This window comes from Psychrobacillus sp. FSL K6-4046 (assembly GCF_038624605.1).
Classification (GTDB): domain Bacteria; phylum Bacillota; class Bacilli; order Bacillales_A; family Planococcaceae; genus Psychrobacillus.
Map to the genome: position 1 here is coordinate 506539 of NZ_CP152020.1, position 20042 is coordinate 526580.

The window sequence follows — 20042 nt, forward strand, 5'->3', positions numbered from 1 at the left end:
GATTAGTTCAATAAGAAAAAAAGCTACCTAAGCAGCTCAACGATCTTTCATTAAAGTACCAGTCAGTTGAAGAAGGATTTGCACTCTCTGGAGTAACATTGTACCTATACAGAAAAACAAGACACCATAATAAAATGATGACTCTTATTCAGTGATTAATCTCAGACAAATCTCCAAAAGTATAATTCATCTGTTTCTTTATACATTTTCGCCCCTGATTTTTCTAAAACCCTGTGTGATGGAATATTATCTTTATCTGTATCAGCAATAACAAACATAACATCGGGCTGATTTAACAACCAGTTTTTCAAATTATTAATGGTTTCCGTCATATAGCCGTTACCTTGAAATTCAGGGAGAGTATAGTAACCTATTACTACTTCACCATTTTCATTAGGAAGACCTTTTATCATTATTCCTCCAACACTACAGTTTTTGTCTTTCGACACGATTAACCAATTGGTATACCATACATAATTTTCCTCATCACCTAACAACTTTGAAAGTCTTATTTCCATAGCTTGTTTAAGTTCTGGACTAAGAAATCTGTCTGAATCGTTTAAAGATAACCTTAGTTCCATTTTCTGTGGATTATCAATTAGTAATCTTAGATTTTCTGCACTTAGTGGAATTAATCTTAATCTTTCTGTGTCTAATTCAATCATTATTACACTCCTATCATAATTTTGTACGTCATTTTATAGACAGACACAAATTTTAAAATAGGTATATATTATTGGCAGCTACTCCCGTTACATTTAATCCAAAGTAAAGGATGCATCAAACTTTGCAATCCGATATTAAATGGTTCCTAAAGTTTATCATTCGAGATATCTCATGTAAATCATTCCATTAATAGAATAATTATTTTATACAGAATATTTTTTATGAAAATAAAAAACATGAAATCAATTTGTCGATTTCACGTTTTCTAATTATTCTCTAGTTATGTCCCAGCATCATTTGCGTCTATATTATTGCGTTTTTCTAAAGAAGGAGACCCCCCTTTATGAGAAGGGTTCTCTTTCATATTTCAGGGAATGTATAATAAAATTTATTTAGAAAAAGAACAAGCCGATACTAATAATGACACCACTTAATAACAAAACGAATACACAGTAGCCCATGATATCTTTTGCCTTTAGACCTGCGATAGCAAGTGCTGGCAATGCCCAGAAAGGTTGAATCATGTTCGTCCAAGCATCTCCCCATGCAATAGCCATAGCTGTTTTTGCATAACTCAGATTAAGTGCAGATGCAGCTTCCAACATAATTGGTGCCTGCACAGTCCATTGTCCTCCACCAGAAGGAATAAAGAAGTTAACTATCCCTGCAGCATAAAAAGTAAACAAATAGAACGTGTGCTCATTCGATATACTAATAAATGCCTCAGAAACAACTCCAGCTAAACCAGAAGCAACCATCATGCCCATGATCCCTGCATAAAAAGGAAATTGAATAACAATGTCCCCAACTGTACTAGCAGCATTTTTAACAGCTATTAAAAAGTTTTTTGGTGTGCCGTGACAGATAATGCCAAGTGTTACGAAGATCAAGTTAACGATATTTAAGTTTAAGTCAAAACCTTTTGTTACAAAGTGGTTAACTAAATAAACTAAACCAAGTAGTCCGATTAAACCGGTCAAGATATAGCTTCCTTCCAGTCTTTGCGCAGGAGTAGGCTTTTCAATTGATTTTTCCTCAACCTTTTCCTCTTCTAACAAAGCTGGGTCTATCGAGAAAGTATCCTCCTTACTTGGCATCATCCATCTGTTTAAAAGAGGTACGGAGATAAATAGTGCAATAACAATAATTAAATTGTACGGTGTAAATAATGTTTCAGAAGTTGGAACGACTCCCATGATATCAGCAAATGGATGTCCCTCGGTTGCAATAGAAAGTGGTATCGAACCTGCGAGGCCACCATGCCATATGATAAACCCTGAATAAGCACTAGCAATTAATAGGCGGTAATCTACATTTTTAACCTGCTTGGCAATTTCCTTTGCAAAAAGAGCACCAATTACTAAACCAAAACCCCAGTTAATCCAGCATCCGATTAAAGAAACAACGGAAACTAATAGAATAGCTGAACCAGGTGTCTTAGCTATTCCTGCTAAGGAACTTAATACTTTTTTAAAAAACGGGCTGCTTGCTAATACATGACCTGCCAAGAGAACAACAACCATTTGCATAGTGAACGATAGTAAACCCCAAAAACCATCTCCCCAGTAGGTTGCCATTTCCAATGGTGTGGAATCAGTTAAGAACACCCCTAGTAAAAATACAAGTAGAGTAAGTATTGCAACAAATATGTATGGATCAGGTAAGAATCTGACCATTAAAGTGTTTGAAAATCTTGTTAACGCTTTCAATTTATTTCCCCCTTTGTTTTTTTACATCCCCTATTAATCTATGTTATAGGAAAGAGAGAAAATTCTCTATATTTTAATTAACATTTTTCGACAAAAAATACTAAAACATGACCTGTAACTAATAACCAGAAAAACGGTCTAATATATTAATTAATGTAAAAGAAAGGAAGTTGAAAATGAGAAAGTGGATCGTGACATTTATAGCTATTGCCCTTTGTCTAACAGCGGGTTCGGCTTGGGTTTATTTTTCCAATCAAAAAGTATTGGCACAAAGCTTTGTGTTATCCAATCAGGTTTTTAGAGCAGAATTTTCAAAGGGTGTAAGTAAAGATGTATTGGAAAAAGGAGAGGTGTATGTAACCGATGATAAGAATGCTAGGATAGAGGCAGACTTTCAGCTGAAAAACAATGGGAAGTCCCTTGAAATATCCGGACTATCAAACGGAAAGTATACACTCCATGTCGATGAAAAGTTTAGTCTAGGAAAAGGCAAATACACATTTGAGGTGCAAGAAAGCCTCCCAGTGGTACAGTCTCGAGGAGAGCTAGAGAATTATTTTAAGCTGGTTATGAGTACAAGAGAAAATGTAGTCACGGAAGAAACCATGGAAATGTCTGTAGCAGAAGACAAATCTAGTGGAGCTGCAGACTACTCCACGACTAATAACCAGGTAAAAGGAGTGGAAGAGGCGGATATTGTTCAGACAAACGGTTCCCATGTGTTTGTAATTAGTGAGAACAAAGTTGTTATAAATAATATTGAAAATCCTTCTAATATGAAGCAAGAAAGTAAAATCCAATTTACAGAATCCTTTTATCCAAGTCAGCTATTATTAAAAGAAGAACTGTTATTAGTGATTGGACAAAAGAACATGTACCATACATTGGAAGCTACAGATTCGGCACCACGAATAGAGCCTGATTGGGAAAGTATGACAGGGGTTTTTCTTTATGATATTTCTAATCCTAAAGCTCCTAAGCTGATCAGGGAGCTAGCCTCTGAGGGATATACGAATGGGGTTCGTTTAAAGGGAAATATGCTTTATATCGTTTCTACTATTATGCCTAGATATTGGGCGATGGAAGAAAATGATGATATGGAGTTAAGACCATTTACGTATGATTCAAAGACTGACAAAGAAGCTCAACCGTTGGATTATGAGCACATATCGATATTACCTGATTCATTGGATGGTAACTACACCGTTATTACAGCTCTAAACATTTCGGAACCATTAGTGAACGAGGTTAAAACAAGGAGCTTTCTTGGAGGTAGCCAGGAATTATATATGTCCACGGAAAGCCTGTTTCTAACTTCTGCCATTTATAAGAATGACGAGGCTACTACTATGAGTAAAAGGTTATGGGGACCAGGGCAATTGGATACAATGGTATATAAATTTTCGATTAAAGATACGATAGTTGATTTTGTAGGATCTGCTACGTTAACCGGAACAATTCTTAACCAATTTTCGATGGATGAGCATAACGGTTACTTTAGAACAGTTACCACGACAGGAAACCTTTGGGATCAAAATAATCCCTCCGAGAATAATCTATTCATTTTAGATGAAACAATGAACATGGTAGGGTCTATTACAGGATTAGCAAAGGAAGAAAGAATTTATTCGGCAAGGTTTATGGGGGACAAAGCATACATGGTGACATTTAGAGAAACGGACCCATTGTTTGTGATTGATGTTGCCAATCCTACTAACCCAAAAGTGCTAGGTGAATTAAAGATTCCTGGGTTTAGTAATTATTTACACCCTCTAGGGGAAAAGCATTTAATCGGCTTTGGTTACGAAACTTCATCTATAGTACCTGTTGGTAGTAAGGTGCCTATTATACAAACGGAAGGTATGAAAATCTCTTTATTTGATGTTAGTGACTTTGATAGCCCTAAGGAAGTAGATACAGAGGTGATTGGAGGACAAGGAACTTATTCTCCTATTCAATATGATCACCATGCCTTGTTCCAACATAATGAAAAGAATCTCTATGGTTTCCCAGTGACTATTTATGAAAAAGAAGAAGGTCAGGAATATAGTAGCTATAAACAGGATGGGGCATTCATCTATGAAATAACACCAGAGAAAGGAATAACTCTGCAGGCAAGCTTGCTTAACAAAGAGAGCCAAGGCCAGCAATATGAGGAATGGGGGACCATGATTCATAGAGTTATTTACGCGAACAACTTCATCTATACAATTGGGATGAAGGAAATGAAAAGCTATCAAATGGATACATTCAAAGAAACGGGTGTTCTTTCCTACTAAATCTTTTATAAATTTTCAGAAGGTGGCTCCTTCATAAAATAACATAATTTATGGAAGCAAAAGTAAGCAATGCTTGCATTTATAGTTGTTCGATCAAGTTCATTGAATTGTTTTTTATTCACAATGGTCGCATCGCCTCGGAGTATTATGAAATTCAAAAGTGCATTTCTTCTTTAGAGCCGATACAAGTCGGATTGGAGCGGAAGGCGCGAAGACTCCCACGGGAACAGCGCGAGCCGAAGCACCAGGACTGAGCGAAGCGGGGGAGAAGGCTGAGGCCGTGCCCGTGGAAAGCGAAGCTCTTGTAGTGGAAATTGGCTAATTCTTGGGTATATATGTAAATAAAAAAGACGGAAGACAATATCAAATTTCTTTGAGTTTGTATAGGTTTTGAAGTGTTAGGTCGACATTAGTCAATCTAACGCTTTTTTCTATTTAGGAAACTAAGTAAGTCACCAATTAAAAGAAGAGGCTACTTTATGAAAATAACACAGGTAAATGTTATATTAGATTAAACATTTCTTAAAAGGGAAATTATATATACAATGATATATGAAGAAAAAGGAAGGTGAGCGGCATTGAACACGGATTATGAGCTAGCGGTAGAGTGCTGTTTACTTGCAGGCAAATTGATGATGGAAAGTGGGGCAGAGACATATCGAGCAGAGGATACGATGGACCGAATGGCCTTATCGCAGCATTTAACCCAATCCCAAAGTTTCGTTACCCCAACTGGAATCCTCTTTAGTGGAAAAGACAATCTTCCAACGCGATTAGTTAGAGTGAATAATAGAACAACAGATTTGGAAAAGATTGCTCTCGTAAATGCCGTTTCTCGTAAATTGGCCACGGCAGAAATAAGCTTAGAAGAAGCGCATAAAGAATTAAAAAGAATAGATGAAGAACATAAAATGATTGCTTTTTGGATTCGTATAGCAGCGTCTGCTGTTGCATCAGGTGCGTTTCTATGGTTATTTGGTGCGTCATTAATAGATGTACCACACGCCATGCTTGCTGGTGGAATAGGCTTTGCTGTTGCTGATTTACTGGAGAGAAAAACAAGAGTGAAATTCTTTGCCGAATTTTTTGCTGCACTTATCATTAGTATGATTGCCACACTTTCCGTTCGGTATGGATATGGCGTTGAAATTGACAAAATTATTATTGGCTCGGTAATGCCTCTAGTTCCAGGTTTGCTTATAACAAACGCAGTCAGAGACTTAATGGCAGGGCATTTTATGTCGGGACTATCCAAGGGAGCAGAAGCTTTTCTAACTGCTTTCGCTATTGGAGCAGGAGTGGCGTTTATATTATCGTTATAAGGAGGAATCGAGATGACTTTTGTTCTACAAGGTATCATAAGCTTTATTGCTGCTGCTGCATTTGGGGTGATTTTTAATGCACCGAAAAAATCCCTCATCTACTGTGGATTAGTTGGTATGGTTGGTTGGCTTGTATTCTCCATGATGAGATATTACAACGATGATCCCATTGTGTCTACCTTTGCGGGTGCATTCTCTATTGCATTTGTTGCTCATATAATGGCAAAGAAATTTAAAATGCCAATGATTATATTTAGTGTTGCGGGTATTATACCGCTTGTTCCAGGTGGTTCTGCTTATAATGCAATGAGAAATGTAGTCGAGGAGGATTATGGAACAGCAGTAGAATACGCTGCGCTTGCCTTAATGATTTCCGGAGCGGTTGCAATGGGGCTTGTGTTCGCTGAAATCATAACGCAGATATGGCTACAGACTTTGAGGAAGAAGAAGCCTATGCTGAACAAGTAATTCCTGCTCATTTTGTGAGGGAGCAGTTAATCCTAATTATTTTTAACTTTGTTAATGTTTATTGGTTAATTTTGTTTAAAAAATCTTGTAAATATGAAATGGGATGGAGTTAGTTTTCCTGCTTTTTTTATGTGAGTTAACTTCATAACTAAAGTTTTTTGGATGGAATAAATGTGTTCTCCGTTTATTGATTGGAACGACAGACGGCGATTCCAGTGGAATGAGGGAGACAGATAAGACATCAAAACCAAGCGTTAGCAATGGGTGATGGCTTATCGCTCACCCGTGAAAAGCGTCCGACTGGCACGGAAATCAATTCTATTTTCAGATTTTCAGATTTCTTTGCATCATAAATCAACCTAGCAGTATTTCTTTAGGTAGGTTCCATAAAGCAGCTCCCGAAATTATATATTTGGGAGCTGCTTTTTTATAAAGAATTGTTAAAGTTATTGGTTGATTTTGGCTAGACATTGCGTTTTTATACTGACTGTACAATTTAAATGGCTATTTAGAACATAAATAGATTATAGGGTGTGGTTGGAGTCAGTTTTCCGGTATTATTTATGCGAGTATTTTATAAATAGAGGTTATTGAAATACAGCCCTACTCCATTTATTGATTGGAGCGCCAGACGGCGACTCCTGTGGGATGACATAGCTATCAAGTTAAGAAGTTTATAAAAACCCTCGAGGTTGGTATAGAAAACTAACCAACAGGAGGTGCTTCACATGAAAAAAACAGATTTAGACGAATGGAAACTCTTAATGGAACAATTGTATAAACTATTTTCCCCAGATAAGTTGGATTGTTGGGCCAAAGAATCAGGATGGATCAAACGAAAACGAAAGCTTGATGCGTATTCATTTCTCCACATCCTTCTTTATCATTGCGGAAACCTGGCCGGCAGTTCGCTACGCGAGCTCAGCCTGTCATTAGAAGAAACCTGTCATATTTCTATGACTCCAGAGGCAATAAACCAACGTTTAAATAAAGAATTAATCGTATTTCTAAAAAAGTGTTTGGAACATTTTATACAAGTGGAGTTAAATTATCAGTTGCCGATCAGTGACGAACTACGAAAATTTTGTGAGAGGATCCGTATAATAGACGCGACCATCCATTCCCTTCCTTCGGATTTGAAGGAGACTTTTCCTGGCGTCTATCGAGCCGAATTAAAATGCCAACTGGAGTATGAATTCCTGACAGGACAGTTCATATTGGCTGACTGGATGAACGGAAAGGAAAACGATTCTCTATATGGGAAGAATCGATTAGAGACGGTCTCACCTGGCGATTTATTTCTACAAGACTTGGGTTATTTCCATCTACCCACCTTCCAAAAAATTGATGAGTCCGGGGGCTATTTCGTCTCTAGAGTTCGACCAGATTGTTCTATCTATACAGGGAATCCCAACCCTCGTTACCATGCCGATGGCAGGGTCGTCAAATCCTCTTTTTATCAGAAGGAATCTTTGGCAGAGCACCTGGAACAAATGGAGCGTGGCTCCGTAAGGGAATGGGAGGAAGTTTATGTGGGGTATGACTATAAATTCCCTACCCGTTTAATTTTGTATCGCCATACAGAGGAACAAGATAAAAGTGATCAGTATAAACGTAAACATTCACGTTACCAGACAAAGGAGCACGTAAGAGCGCTAGATGGGGCGACGATTATTATGACAAACCTCCCGGATACTATCCCAGCTGAGAAAGTGATGGACCTTTACCGATTGCGCTGGCAGATCGAGTTATTGTTTAAAGGATGGAAATCTAATTTCCCGACCACTTTTTATAAACAGATAAAGGAAGAACGTGTCCTATGTCATTTTTTCGCTCATTTATTATTGTTTCTAATCACAACTACAACAACTTATCAGGCACGTTTATTCTTGCTAGAGAAATCTAGAATAGAGATAAGCATTCAAAAGGGCATCTCAGTTGCACTACGCTTTATTCGCTTGATGTTTGAAAGCATAAAAAAATACACCAAGCTTACCAATGGGGTACTGAAAAGGTTTCATGGTGCTCTTTGTAAACATGCATTGAAAACAAAAGGGCCACCTGAAAAGGATCCATTGATTATACTCGGTGCAAATTACAGTTAGTATTCTATGCCCTGTATAGAAAGAAATTAAACTTACATTTTTTGGTTAAACCAAAAAGTGTTAATTTCATATGGTCTAATTTTCAAAAATACCAGTTCATATGAGAGTGAATGACGTAAATTTTTCTTAACTTGATAGCTATGCTGTGGGATGAGTGAGACAGTTAAGACATCACAACCGCGCGCGTAAGCGACGGGTGATGGCTTAACGCTCACCCCACGGAAAGCGTCCGGCTGGCGTGGAAATCAATTCTACTATCCGATTTTGAGAGCATCCTAAATCAACCCTGACCTTTAACATAGCCTTTTATAAAAGAGGAAGTGGGAGGAGAAGTGACGAAAAAGTATAGGAAGAAAAAGAATGGAGGAGCTTCATATGAGATGTAGGGTAATTGGAATGTGGGGAGGATATCCAAAAGAAAATGGACCTTGCTCAGGCTATCTGATTGAACAAGACGATTTTTCTGTGCTAGTAGACTGTGGAAGTGGAGTATTAATGGAAGTTCAAAAGTATATCAACTTGAATGATATAAACCACGTCATGCTGTCTCATTATCATTATGATCATAGTAGTGACATTGGTGCTTATTTGTTCTCCAGATTAGTTAACACGAAGATTGGTAGAGCAAATGAGCATTTACAAATATACGGACCTAATGATGAGGATATAAAAAGAAGAGTGGAGGAAGTAGAGTACTCTAAATTCACCTCATTTAATGAAAAAAGTGAGATACATATTGGTCCCTTTACTTTCACCTTCTTGAGGAATATCCATCCAGTCGAAACTTATAGTATTAAAATTGAAAGTGAACATACAAAAATAGTGTATACATCTGATACAAGTTATATGAAGGAGCTAATTGATTTTGCTGAGGAAGCTGATTTACTAATTGTAGAAAGTAGTTTATATGAGGATATGGATGGAAGTTCATCTGGACATATGAATTCAAAGGAGGCAGGACTTCTAGCTAGTCAATCTAAAGCAAAAAAAGTGATCTTAACACATCTTCCACACTACGGAGATTTAGAAAACCTACTGAAAAGTGCTAGAAATGAAGGAAATGAAAATATTGATCTAGCTACCTCTGGAATGCTTATAGAGCTGTAAGTAGGGGAGCGTATGACGATCCATATAATAAGGTTAAGGTGTAATTATCTATGTTGCTATACTATAGAAGAAGAGGTCCTGAGCAATTCAAGACCTCTTTTTTATATTTACTATTATACATTTTCTGTAGATCTAATTAACTTTTCAACTTGATCTGCAGTAATTGGTTCGCTAATATAGTAGCCCTGAACTGCATCACAACCCATATCCTTTAGTGCATTATATTGTTCCTTAGATTCTACGCCTTCTGCAACAACCTTCACGCCAAGAGACTGTCCAAAATGGATTAAACCTTGGATCAGTTGCTGAAGTTTTTCTTGTTGCATGATGGAATTTACAAAAGATTTATCTATTTTCAGTTTGCCTATTGGTAGCAACTGTAAATATCTTAAGGAAGCATAGCCCGTACCAAAATCGTCTAATGCAAAAGTTATTCCTTCTTGATGGAGCGTCTGCATTTGCTTCACAATATTTTTTTCTGCCTCAGCTTCCAAGGCAAACTTCTCTGTAAACTCTAATTGTAATAATTCTGGGGAACAATTATATTTTTTTAACGCAGCACGTATCGCTTTGACCATATTTTTATCTCTAAATTCTCTTATGGAAGAGTTATAGCTTACCTTAACGGATAAGCCTTTTTCTTGCCAGATTGCAGCTTGTTCGCAGGATTTTTCTAGCATAAACATACCTATTTCATTTATAAGTCCGGTTTCCTCTGCTATTGGGATTAATTCATCTGGGTTAATAACTCCAAGAACTTCATCTTCCCAACGAACTAAAGCTTCTACGGAAGTAACTTTCCCAGAAGTCACTTCACGTTGAGGTAAATACATAACATGAAAGTCATTATGGTTGAGTGCTTCTATTAATCTTTTTTCAATTTGTAGGGATCTGGTAAGCTTATGATGATCCGATTGAGAAAGGGATGAAATGATTCCCCCGCCCTCTAATTTTACTTTTTGAAGCGTTGTATTTGTTGCTTTTAATAGATGTAAATAGGTCTGTTGGTCTTCAGGGAATCTAGTGATTGCTCCACTTACGGTTATTGGAATAACCTTGTTCTCCACATAAATTGGGTTTTGTTTTAAGAAATGTATGAAACCTTCAATATACCAATCGCTTAGTGGAGTGATTACGGCAAAGTCATCTCTGCCCGCTCGAGCTATAATAGAATCTTCAAAGTAGATTTTTAATCTTTTTGTTAGCTCTATCATTAGGAAGGATTCTGTTTCAACATCTAGTATTTCTTTTAACGTATAAAATTGGTTGATGCTTATAAAAACAAATGAAAAGTTCTTTTGTTCCTCGATATGCTCGTTAACAACTTGTTCTAAACGATGTCTACTCATCAGACCTGTTTCTGCATCTACATAAGCAATTTCTTCTAGGCGGGTTTGTAGTAATTTTTTTTCTGTAACTTCTTCTTCCAAAAGAATATAGTAAAGCGTATTATTTTCAATATCCGTAATTGGAATGGCTATAAGGTCGACCCAATAGCTGAGCCCGTCTTTAGTCATTTTTTCTACTGTACCTTGATAAGTACTGCCTTTTTGAATCGAGTTCATTATTCCATCTGCTACGGCAATATGCTCAGACGTGTTAGGAAAGAGCTGCCAAAAGGATTTACCCACGATTCTTTTAGGGGTCCAATTACTCTTTTTAAGAAAAAGATCGTTTGCGTGCATGATCAATCCTTCCTTATCAAGGTAGAGAACCATAAAACTATGGGATAAAGCTTTCTTCAAGATTTCAAGTTCAAATGATGCTGTTTGATCTGAACTTTTTATTTGATCGGTATCAAATTGGAATAAGACGTACGTTATATCATGAATAGTTAGGGATTTTAGTATAAGCGATGTTTTTAATAATTGTTTATCTTTTTTATACAATGTTACTGAATTAATGCGAATTGGTTCTTCTTTCGCGATAATTTTGTCCCATTTGGCAATAAGGTGACCATGAGTATAATCATTAAAAAACGGTAAATTTGAACCCTTTACTTCTTCGGAAGTATATCCAAAGTGCTTTTCTGCTTCTTGGCTCCACCAAACGATATGACCATCCTCATCTGTTAGAAAGGTTGGGTATGGTATATGATTTAACACAGCTTCACTTAAATCCAGTTGTTTTTCCTGCAGATACATCGTCAGTCCCCCATAAAAATTATCTAATAGTAATTATACAGAATATAGATAATATAGTCATTAGCATAGAACAATATATTCACAAAATAATTAAATATAGACTAAAATACCTACTAAATATTTGAGTTATAAAGGAGGAAATCAATATGAAAAGGTCAAAGGGAATAATTTTAATAATTATCGGGTCTGTTCTTTGGGGTGCCACAGGTCCCATGATGGAGTGGGTCCTGCATAATAGTGAACTAAGTGTGCCATTTTTCTTAACTGTAAGGCTAATTGTTGCAGGGACTAGTATTTTAGTATTTTTAAAATTTCAAAAGAAAAAGGTATTTGTTATATGGAAAGAACCCGTCTGGTTGAAGCAATTGTTTATCTTCGCCTTACTGGGGATGCTCGGAGTGCAATATACTTTTATAGCTGCGATTGAAGCCAGTAATGCATCTATAGCAACCCTGCTTCAATTTCTTGGCCCTATTTACATCATCATATACGTTTCCTGGAAGGGTAAGACATTTCCTCCGAAATACCAGGTGGTTGGAATAATAGGAACATTGCTAGGCTTATTTTTATTGCTGACTAATGCGAACATAAACCAGCTTTTAATAAGTAATGAAGCATTGTTTTGGGGACTGCTGCTGGGAGTTACCTTTTCTATATACACGGTATATCCAGCAAGACTTATGAAGGAGTGGGGGGTACTAGTTGTAGTAGGGTGGGGAATGCTTATTGGAGGTATTGTTTTAGCATTACTCTCTCAAGTTTGGAATAGTAATGAATGGAGCGAATTGGTGAGTTATCCTATCATCATATTTGTAGTACTTATAGTTTTAATGGGGACGATTGCTTTTGTTATGTTCCTATCAAGTATGAAATACATAACAGCGGTAGAAACGAGTATTTTATCCAGCATAGAGCCTTTGACAGCAATGATTATCTCGGTATTTTGGTTTGGGCAAATATTAGGAGGCTGGCAGTATACAGGGGTATTAGTCATGCTAGTATTTGTGACTTGGCTCTCAGTAGCAGGTGATCTTAAGTGGGATCGTTTTAAAAAGAAGAAATAAATCTAACATTAGGGTATTACAATACCCTATCTTTAAAATAAACAGATTATTAATTTTTTTCTATTTATTATAGTAGGGATGTGGCATAATAGGTTTTACAGTAATTAGTTCGAGTGACGAAGAATTTAGGAGTGTTTTATGTGAAGACCATATTTTCTTATTTAAAGCCTTATAAATGGCTTGTAGTAACAGCTTTACTTTTTATGTTGATTGAGTTGTCCGTAGAGCTCATTCAGCCACTGTTAATTGCAGTTATTATAGATGAAGGAATTGTTGGAAGGGATCAATCATCTATTATTTTCTGGGGAAGTATTATGCTAGGGCTTTCTTTCGTTGCCTTTTTAGCTGGTATCATCAATACTTTTATAGCTTCGCATGCTGTACAGAGCTATGGCTTTGATATTCGACAGGCTTTGTTTAGAAAAGTTCAATCTTTTACAATGACTACTTTCTTAAAGTTTCCGACTTCTAGTTTAATTACTAGATTAACAAGTGATGTTACTATTACTCAGAATCTTATCTTTATGGGTCTTCGGATTATGCTTAGAGCACCGTTGTTAGTAATAGGAAGTATTATCATGTCTTTCATTGTTCATCCAAAGCTTGCGCTATATCTAGTAATTGGTGCTCCTTTTCTATTAATTTTTCTTTATTTTATGAGCAGAAAAGGACTGACCTTGTTCTCTAAGGTACAAAAAAGTGTAGATAATGTAACACGTAAAATCCAAGAAAACTTACAAGCGGTAAGATTGATTAAAGCTTATTTAAGAGGAGATTTTGAAGCAAGTCGTTTTGGAAAGGTAGCTAACATTTTAAAGGTGGATAATGTGAAGGCCTTTAGAATTATGGAATTGATCCTCCCAGTCTTGCTATTTGTTATGAATATAAGCTTAATGGCAGTTCTCTGGTTTGGCGCTAAGGAAATCCAAACGGGTGGAGCACAAATTGGAGAGTTAGTAGCGATCGTCAATTACGCTATGCGAATGACAGGTGCATTCTCTATGTTTTCTTTCATCATTATATTCTTTTCCCGAGCAAAAGCTTCTTCAGAACGGATGGAGGAGGTACTGCTGGTGAATGAAGGGATAGAAAATTTTGAAGGTGGAATGACTGAGCATCTTTCTACTATTGGTAAGCTAGAATTTCAAAACGTTTCCTTTACATATCCAGGAACGAACGCACCAGTACTTCAAAACGTTTCCTTTACTGTTGAACCAGGATCTAAACTTGCCATTATGGGAGCCACTGGCTCGGGAAAAACGACCCTGCTAAATCTAATTCCTCGCTTCTTTGATGCAACAGAAGGCCGAATTCTTATCAATGAAAAAGAAGTACAGGAATGGCCATTAAAAGAACTTAGACAGGTGATTGGGTTAGTCCCTCAGCAATCTATTCTCTTTACCGGTAGTATAGAGGAAAACCTTGGATGGGGAGACTCCACTGCTACGGAGGATCTATTGAGGGAAGCTGCAAAGCAAGCGCAGATACACAATTCGATTGAACGCTTCCCAGAGCAATACAACACTAGAGTTGGTCAAAAAGGCGTTAATCTGTCTGGAGGGCAAAAGCAAAGACTTTCTATTGCGCGGGCCTTAGTACGTAAACCAGAAATTTTACTATTAGATGATAGTACTAGTGCATTGGATATTGCTACAGAAAATGCATTGTGGGAAGCATTAGAAGGAGAAAATGCCACTATGCTCGTAATTACTCAAAAAATTAGAACTGCTAAAGGAGCAGATCAAATTCTTCTTTTAGAGAATGGAGAGGTATCGGCATATGGTACGCATGAGGAGCTTATGAAAAAATCTTCGCTGTACAGAGAGATTGCAGAATCGCAACAGGAGGTGGACGAACAAGATGAGCTTCATTCGTAAACCTTTTGGCTATGAACCCGTTATTACAAAGGAAGATTTGAAGAAAAATAACAAAAAGAAAGTAGAAAAGGTATCTGATTGGAAAGGAGTACTTAGCAGGTTATGGAAGCTAGTAGATGAACAACGATTTTTACTAATCGTTGTCCTGCTATTAGTAGTAGTAAGTTCTGCATTATCCTTGTTAGGCCCTTATTTAGTAGGGAGAATTATTGATGAATATATTACAGTAAGTGTTTTTGAAGGCTTAGCACGCTTAATAGGCATTCTAATTGTTGTTTATATATTCTTATCTATTTCTATGTACTTACAAAGTTATTGGATGATTGGTGTAGCGCAACAAACTATTTATCGTCTACGAACTATACTATTCAATAAGCTTCAAAAGCTACCTGTTTCTTTTTTTGATAAGCGTCAGCACGGTGAGCTGATGAGTCGAATGACAAATGATATTGAAAATGTCAGCCAAACCTTAAACTCTTCCTTTATCCAAGTGTTTTCTAGTTTACTAACATTAGTAGGAACAACTGTGGTGATGCTTATGTTGAGTCCATTACTAACCTTGGTTACGCTAATTATTGTTCCAGTGATGTTCTTTGCGATGAAATGGATTACTAAGCGAACATCCAAATTATTTAAGGAGCAGCAGCAGGCGGTTGGAGAATTGAATGGGATGATTGAAGAAACAATCTCTGGCCAGCGAATCGTCAAAGCCTTTTCACAGGAGCAGCGGATGCTAGAGGATTTTGCTTTAAAAAGTGAACGCTTGAAAAGAACAGGGTTTTGGGCGCTTACATACTCAGGATTCATACCTAAAGTAATGAACCTGCTGAACAATACAAGTTTTACATTAGTTGCCGCTGCTGGGGGTGTCCTTGCATACCACGGATATGTTTCAATCGGGGAGATAGTTATTTTTACAGAGTATGCCCGCCAATTTACAAGACCTCTAAACGATTTAGCCAATCAATTCAACACTGTACTTTCTGCAATTGCTGGTGCGGAGCGTGTTTTTGCTATTATTGATGAGCCAGAAGAGCAGGATACAGTAATGGAGAATAAAGATTTGAAATTGAAGGGTAATGTAACTTTTGAGAATGTAACTTTTAAATACAATACAAAAGATGAAAAGCCTACGATTGAAAAAGTTTCCTTTCATGTAGAGGCAGGAAAGACAGCAGCGCTAGTTGGAGCCACCGGAGCAGGGAAAACAACTATTATGCAGCTGTTAGCCCGCTTCTACGAGACAAATGAAGGGAAAATTATAATTGATGGTATCGCAATCGACCAAATGCCTCGCTATACGTTACGTAGCCAAACGGCTTTTGTATTGCAGGACCCTTTCCTTTTTGAAATGAGCGTAAAAGAAAATATTCGTTATGGAAAACTTAATGCTACAGATGAAGAGATTATCCAGGCTGCTAAAGAAGCAAATGCTCATGAGTTTATTGCCAAGCTTCCAAATGGATATGATACAATTCTTTCGGCGGACGGTGGAGAAATCAGTCAAGGTCAAAAACAGCTACTTTCTATTGCACGAGCATTAGTCGCAGATTCAGCAATTTTGCTGTTGGATGAGGCAACCTCAAGTATTGATACAGTTACGGAATTGAAAATACAAGAGGCTCTTGAGAGATTAATGGAAGGCAGAACAAGCTTTGTGATTGCGCACCGATTAAATACGGTAAGAAAAGCAGACTTAATATTTGTCATGGAAAATGGAAAGCTGATAGAATCAGGTTCACAAGAGGATCTTATAAATGCGCAAGGTCGTTTTTATAGTATGCTTATGAATTCAAAGATTTAGAAGGGAAGTATGGACTTGGACATATCAGTCATGACAGTGTCGATTCCAATTGATATGGAAACACGGGAAGAGATGGAAAACTTAATAGAGGAAGCTGCTCATGTCGATTTAATTGATTACAATCATTTATTAAATACATCAGAGCTAACAGATTATTTCTTAAAGGGATTTTGTATTTTAGCATATAGCGACGAATCGGATCAATTGGTTGGAGTATTAACTGCTGTTGATAGATTAGCTACTTTAGATTACGAATGGAGCGCTGTAGTTCTTCCAAGTGCCCGCAAATTAGGTATTGGAGGAAAACTGCTGCAAGAACTACAAAGAAATTTAGAGCTAAGAGGAGCCTCTAGAGATATAGCGTTAGTTGCAAGCGTTGCAAAGACGGGACAATATATGCTGGCAACTCGGGGTTATTCATACGAGCTTTCCGAAATTACGATGGTTGCTAATGCAGATTCAATACAAGTGGATAGTCCATTTGAAGTGACGCCTTTTCAAAATGAAGGTGAAGAGCTAATAGAAGTTCTAGAAAATGCTTTTGGGGATACAGCAGAAGAGGCACAGGAAATGATTGCCTTTAACCTGCAAACACCGAACCGCAAGCTAATGCTTGCTAAGCAAGAAGGAAAGGTTTTAGGCACAACTACCATTGTAGAAAATGAAGATCAGCTTTGGATAACTGGCTTAGGTGTGCATAAAGAGGCGCAGGGCAAGGGAGTAGCCAAGGCATTATTGAGCTGGTGTAAGCATGAAGCTTATAAACTTGGAAAGACACAAGTCTATTTGGACGTAGAAACCGACAATGATATTGCCTTCTCTATTTACGAAAAACAAGGCTTCCAAACAGTAGCTAATACGTTGTTTTATAGAAAAAATGACGTGTTGCAGTAAGTTGACTAGATAAATATTTTGTATTTAGTTAAGTAAAGACGGAAATATTTAGATTGTAGATAACCTCAAGAGACACTTGAGATTTTCTACAATCTTTTTTTATTAGTTAAGTATAAGATTTCACAATTGACGGCTTTTACATCTTCATAAAAATATGTAACAAGAAAACATTTACAAACTCTAAACATAACGCCTATATTATTTTCATAATATCTTTATAAGATGAATGTAGAAACATTCAATCGTAAAGGAGCGATCTTATTGGGGTTAAACGATCAACATGTAACAATGAAGAATTCAGACAAAAGGTTACATTCTATGCGTATTACCCATGTAAAACAAAAAATTCAACTTACGTTACAGTGGATGATTTTAAAGAAGACACGACCACCCAAGCACAAATACATAGCAATCCCCAGACGGAACTCTATTCCGTCAAAACATAAGTAAAGAACCATTTTCTAGTTTCCTTTAGCCGTGGCTATTAGTAGACCTCATCGTGATAGTAGTCGATATCACGATTTTTTTATTGTTAAGAAATTATAAAGTTCTGAACCTGTGGATAAATTGATGTCTAGCTCCACCGCCTTGCCCCTCGGGGTCAAATGGATAAAAGCTCCGGTGGCTGAGGAACTGCCTCCTCGCTTTTTCCCATTTGCCTGTCGGGGCAGACATAGGCGCTTGCGCTTTTCTTGATGTCTAGCTCCATCGCCTTGCCCCTCGGGGTCAAATGGATAAAAACTGCGGTGGCTGAGGAGCTGCCTCCTCGCTTTTCTCCATTTGCCTGTCGGGGCAGAGACAGGCGATTACGCTTTTCTTGAAATTTTTAGAAAATTCATTTCCATTATATTCTACGTGAAGATATACTTAATGTATCTATATGAGGGGGGCATACCATGAAAATTTATGCACACAGAGGCTCGGCTGGAACTCATCCAGAAAACACAATCTCAGCATTTAAAGCAGCGGCGGCTTTACCTATATTCGGAGTAGAATTTGATGTTCATATGACAAAGGATGGAGAACTTGTCGTCATTCATGATGAAAAAATTGATCGTACTTCTAATGGACAAGGCTTTATCAAAGATATGACTCTTTCCCAGTTAGAAGCGTATGACTTTGGAGCTTGGTATTCTCAAAAGTGTAGAGGAGAAAAAATACCAACCTTAAGAGAAGTATTATATGTGTTTAAAGATACTCATCATCATATAAACATTGAATTGAAATCAGATATATTCCCTTATGAAGGGATGGAGGACAAGGTAATTGAAATGCTCCAAGATTACCGGCTCACAAATCGTGTCGTCGTTTCATCCTTTAATCACGAGGTAATTCAAAGTTTTAAAAGGAAGGCACCAAATATAGAAACAGCCATTTTATTTATGGAAGTAATGATTGCTCCTCACAAATATGCAGATTTAGTAGGAGCAGATGCGTTACATGCGTTTTTCCCAACGGTTATAAGAAAGATGGGTCATGACGCAGTAGCAAGCGGGAAAAAGGTACGTGTTTTCACAGTAAATGATGAAGCTTATGTGGACATGTTAGAAGAGATTGGGATCGATGCCATTTTTACTGACTACCCAAAGAAAATGCTAGACTACTTAAATAGTGGGAAGTAGTAAAAGGAAAGTGTGAAAGTAAAAAATCACACTTTCTTTTTTATATGAACTTTCATTTACTACTGCACCTCGTCTATTCTTTGCTTGTACTTTTCCTAATAAATAGGAAAGCGGAATAAAGAAGTAGGTCGTGAACTGACAGGTGTTACAGTATTTAATTCTATTAACGAAGCTGATGTAGCTATGAAATTTTATCGAAAATACATTGATAAACTGTATTTTATGATAATTAAAAGAGTCCATTTTAAAAAATGAACAAAATGGGCTCTTCTTCAGGTGATTTCAGTTGGTTTATTACCAACCTGGTAGTCCAACACTATTTTAAAATTTGTTAGGGAATTGTTTTACGACTCCATTTGAAAGTGTATCAGCAAGCTTGAGGATATGATCTATCCCTTTATCTAAAGCAATAATACTTGAATCCCAATCCTTTGCCAATCTTGCCTTTACATCCTCCGTAATCAATTCTAAATGCATTTCCAAAAATTCTTTTAATTCTTCATTAGGCAAATTGGGATTGGCTTTGCTAAGGAAATCAGCTATATCGTCTGCGTTTTTATACCATTCTTTATTGTATCTTTCAAAATTAGCATTGTTACCGCTTTTTGCCGCATCGACAACTTTTCCGGCAAGGAGGATATGGTCCTTTAACAGCTCGGTCAATTTATTGCCTGGTGCTTCACCATAATACGGCTTGAAAGCATTCCCTATGTCTTCCTGATTCTCTAATAACCTTGCTAACACCTTTTCTTGATCGTCAAGACCTTCCAACGTACTTACAATATAAAGTCTCGTCCACATGACGTGATCAGTCCATAGCTTTCTTATGTCTCCTTTCAGCTGACATGCAGCTTGGCTAACACATTGTTCTTGGGGTACGTTTTCTTGCGCTTCTGTAGTTAATGGAGAGGCAATCAAAACAAGGGCCATTAACAATACGGTTGACTTCAAAAACTGATTTTTCATACTATTTACTCCTTT

Annotated in this window: 14 protein-coding genes; 10 read left to right on the forward strand and 4 right to left on the reverse strand. The window is 37.1% G+C overall.

Annotation, left to right across the window (positions count from 1 at the left end):
* Window positions 1-161: 161 nt before the first annotated feature.
* Both MKY09_RS02495 and MKY09_RS02500 read right to left on the reverse strand, forming a co-directional pair.
* Window positions 162-665 carry a GNAT family N-acetyltransferase gene (locus MKY09_RS02495; RefSeq protein WP_169359017.1) on the reverse strand — a complete coding sequence of 168 codons (504 nt, stop codon included), beginning with the start codon at window positions 663-665 and terminating at the stop codon, window positions 162-164.
* A 393-nt stretch (window positions 666-1058) separates the two neighbouring features.
* Window positions 1059-2375: a short-chain fatty acid transporter gene (locus MKY09_RS02500; RefSeq protein ID WP_342567497.1), complete on the reverse strand. Its 1317-nt coding sequence runs from the start codon at window positions 2373-2375 to the stop codon at window positions 1059-1061.
* A gap of 176 nt (window positions 2376-2551) precedes the next feature.
* On the opposite strand from MKY09_RS02500, the gene MKY09_RS02505 reads away from it, so the two are divergent.
* From MKY09_RS02505 to MKY09_RS02525, 5 genes are all read left to right on the forward strand, one after another.
* Window positions 2552-4654, forward strand: a complete 2103-nt coding sequence (locus MKY09_RS02505; protein WP_342567498.1) for a beta-propeller domain-containing protein — start codon at window positions 2552-2554, stop codon at window positions 4652-4654.
* A gap of 578 nt (window positions 4655-5232) precedes the next feature.
* The gene (locus tag MKY09_RS02510; RefSeq protein ID WP_298468019.1) at window positions 5233-5976 is read left to right on the forward strand and encodes a threonine/serine exporter family protein; all 744 of its coding nucleotides are present in this window, start codon (window positions 5233-5235) and stop codon (window positions 5974-5976) included.
* A 12-nt stretch (window positions 5977-5988) separates the two neighbouring features.
* Window positions 5989-6444 carry a threonine/serine exporter family protein gene (locus tag MKY09_RS02515; protein ID WP_342567499.1) on the forward strand — a complete coding sequence of 152 codons (456 nt, stop codon included), beginning with the start codon at window positions 5989-5991 and terminating at the stop codon, window positions 6442-6444.
* 728 nt (window positions 6445-7172) lie between these two features.
* Window positions 7173-8549 carry an IS4 family transposase gene (locus MKY09_RS02520; protein WP_169360310.1) on the forward strand — a complete coding sequence of 459 codons (1377 nt, stop codon included), beginning with the start codon at window positions 7173-7175 and terminating at the stop codon, window positions 8547-8549.
* Window positions 8550-8924: 375 nt separating this feature from the next.
* Window positions 8925-9656: an MBL fold metallo-hydrolase gene (locus MKY09_RS02525; protein ID WP_342567500.1), complete on the forward strand. Its 732-nt coding sequence runs from the start codon at window positions 8925-8927 to the stop codon at window positions 9654-9656.
* Window positions 9657-9769: 113 nt separating this feature from the next.
* Here MKY09_RS02525 and MKY09_RS02530 read toward each other — a convergent pair whose 3' ends face one another.
* Complete coding sequence (locus MKY09_RS02530; RefSeq protein WP_298468009.1) at window positions 9770-11800, reverse strand: EAL domain-containing protein; 2031 nt, start codon at window positions 11798-11800, stop codon at window positions 9770-9772.
* Between the two features lie 146 nt (window positions 11801-11946).
* Between MKY09_RS02530 and MKY09_RS02535 the strand changes: the two genes are divergently transcribed.
* The 5 genes from MKY09_RS02535 (at window position 11947) to MKY09_RS02555 (ending at window position 19061) form a co-directional block, all read left to right on the forward strand.
* Window positions 11947-12864 (forward strand): EamA family transporter, encoded by a 918-nt coding sequence (locus MKY09_RS02535; protein WP_298468006.1) that lies wholly within the window; start codon window positions 11947-11949, stop codon window positions 12862-12864.
* Between the two features lie 140 nt (window positions 12865-13004).
* Window positions 13005-14741, forward strand: a complete 1737-nt coding sequence (locus MKY09_RS02540) for an ABC transporter ATP-binding protein (RefSeq protein ID WP_342567501.1) — start codon at window positions 13005-13007, stop codon at window positions 14739-14741.
* Complete coding sequence (locus MKY09_RS02545) at window positions 14725-16545, forward strand: ABC transporter ATP-binding protein (RefSeq protein ID WP_342567502.1); 1821 nt, start codon at window positions 14725-14727, stop codon at window positions 16543-16545. The genes MKY09_RS02540 and MKY09_RS02545 overlap by 17 nt, the downstream gene beginning before the upstream one ends.
* A gap of 15 nt (window positions 16546-16560) precedes the next feature.
* Window positions 16561-17439: a GNAT family N-acetyltransferase gene (locus MKY09_RS02550; RefSeq protein ID WP_298468000.1), complete on the forward strand. Its 879-nt coding sequence runs from the start codon at window positions 16561-16563 to the stop codon at window positions 17437-17439.
* Between the two features lie 896 nt (window positions 17440-18335).
* Entirely contained in the window at window positions 18336-19061 is a 726-nt protein-coding gene (locus MKY09_RS02555) for a glycerophosphodiester phosphodiesterase (protein ID WP_298473625.1), read from the forward strand.
* A 321-nt stretch (window positions 19062-19382) separates the two neighbouring features.
* On the opposite strand, the gene MKY09_RS02560 is transcribed toward MKY09_RS02555, so the two are convergent.
* Window positions 19383-20027: a glycosyltransferase gene (locus tag MKY09_RS02560; RefSeq protein WP_298473627.1), complete on the reverse strand. Its 645-nt coding sequence runs from the start codon at window positions 20025-20027 to the stop codon at window positions 19383-19385.
* Between the last annotated feature and the right edge of the window lie 15 nt (window positions 20028-20042).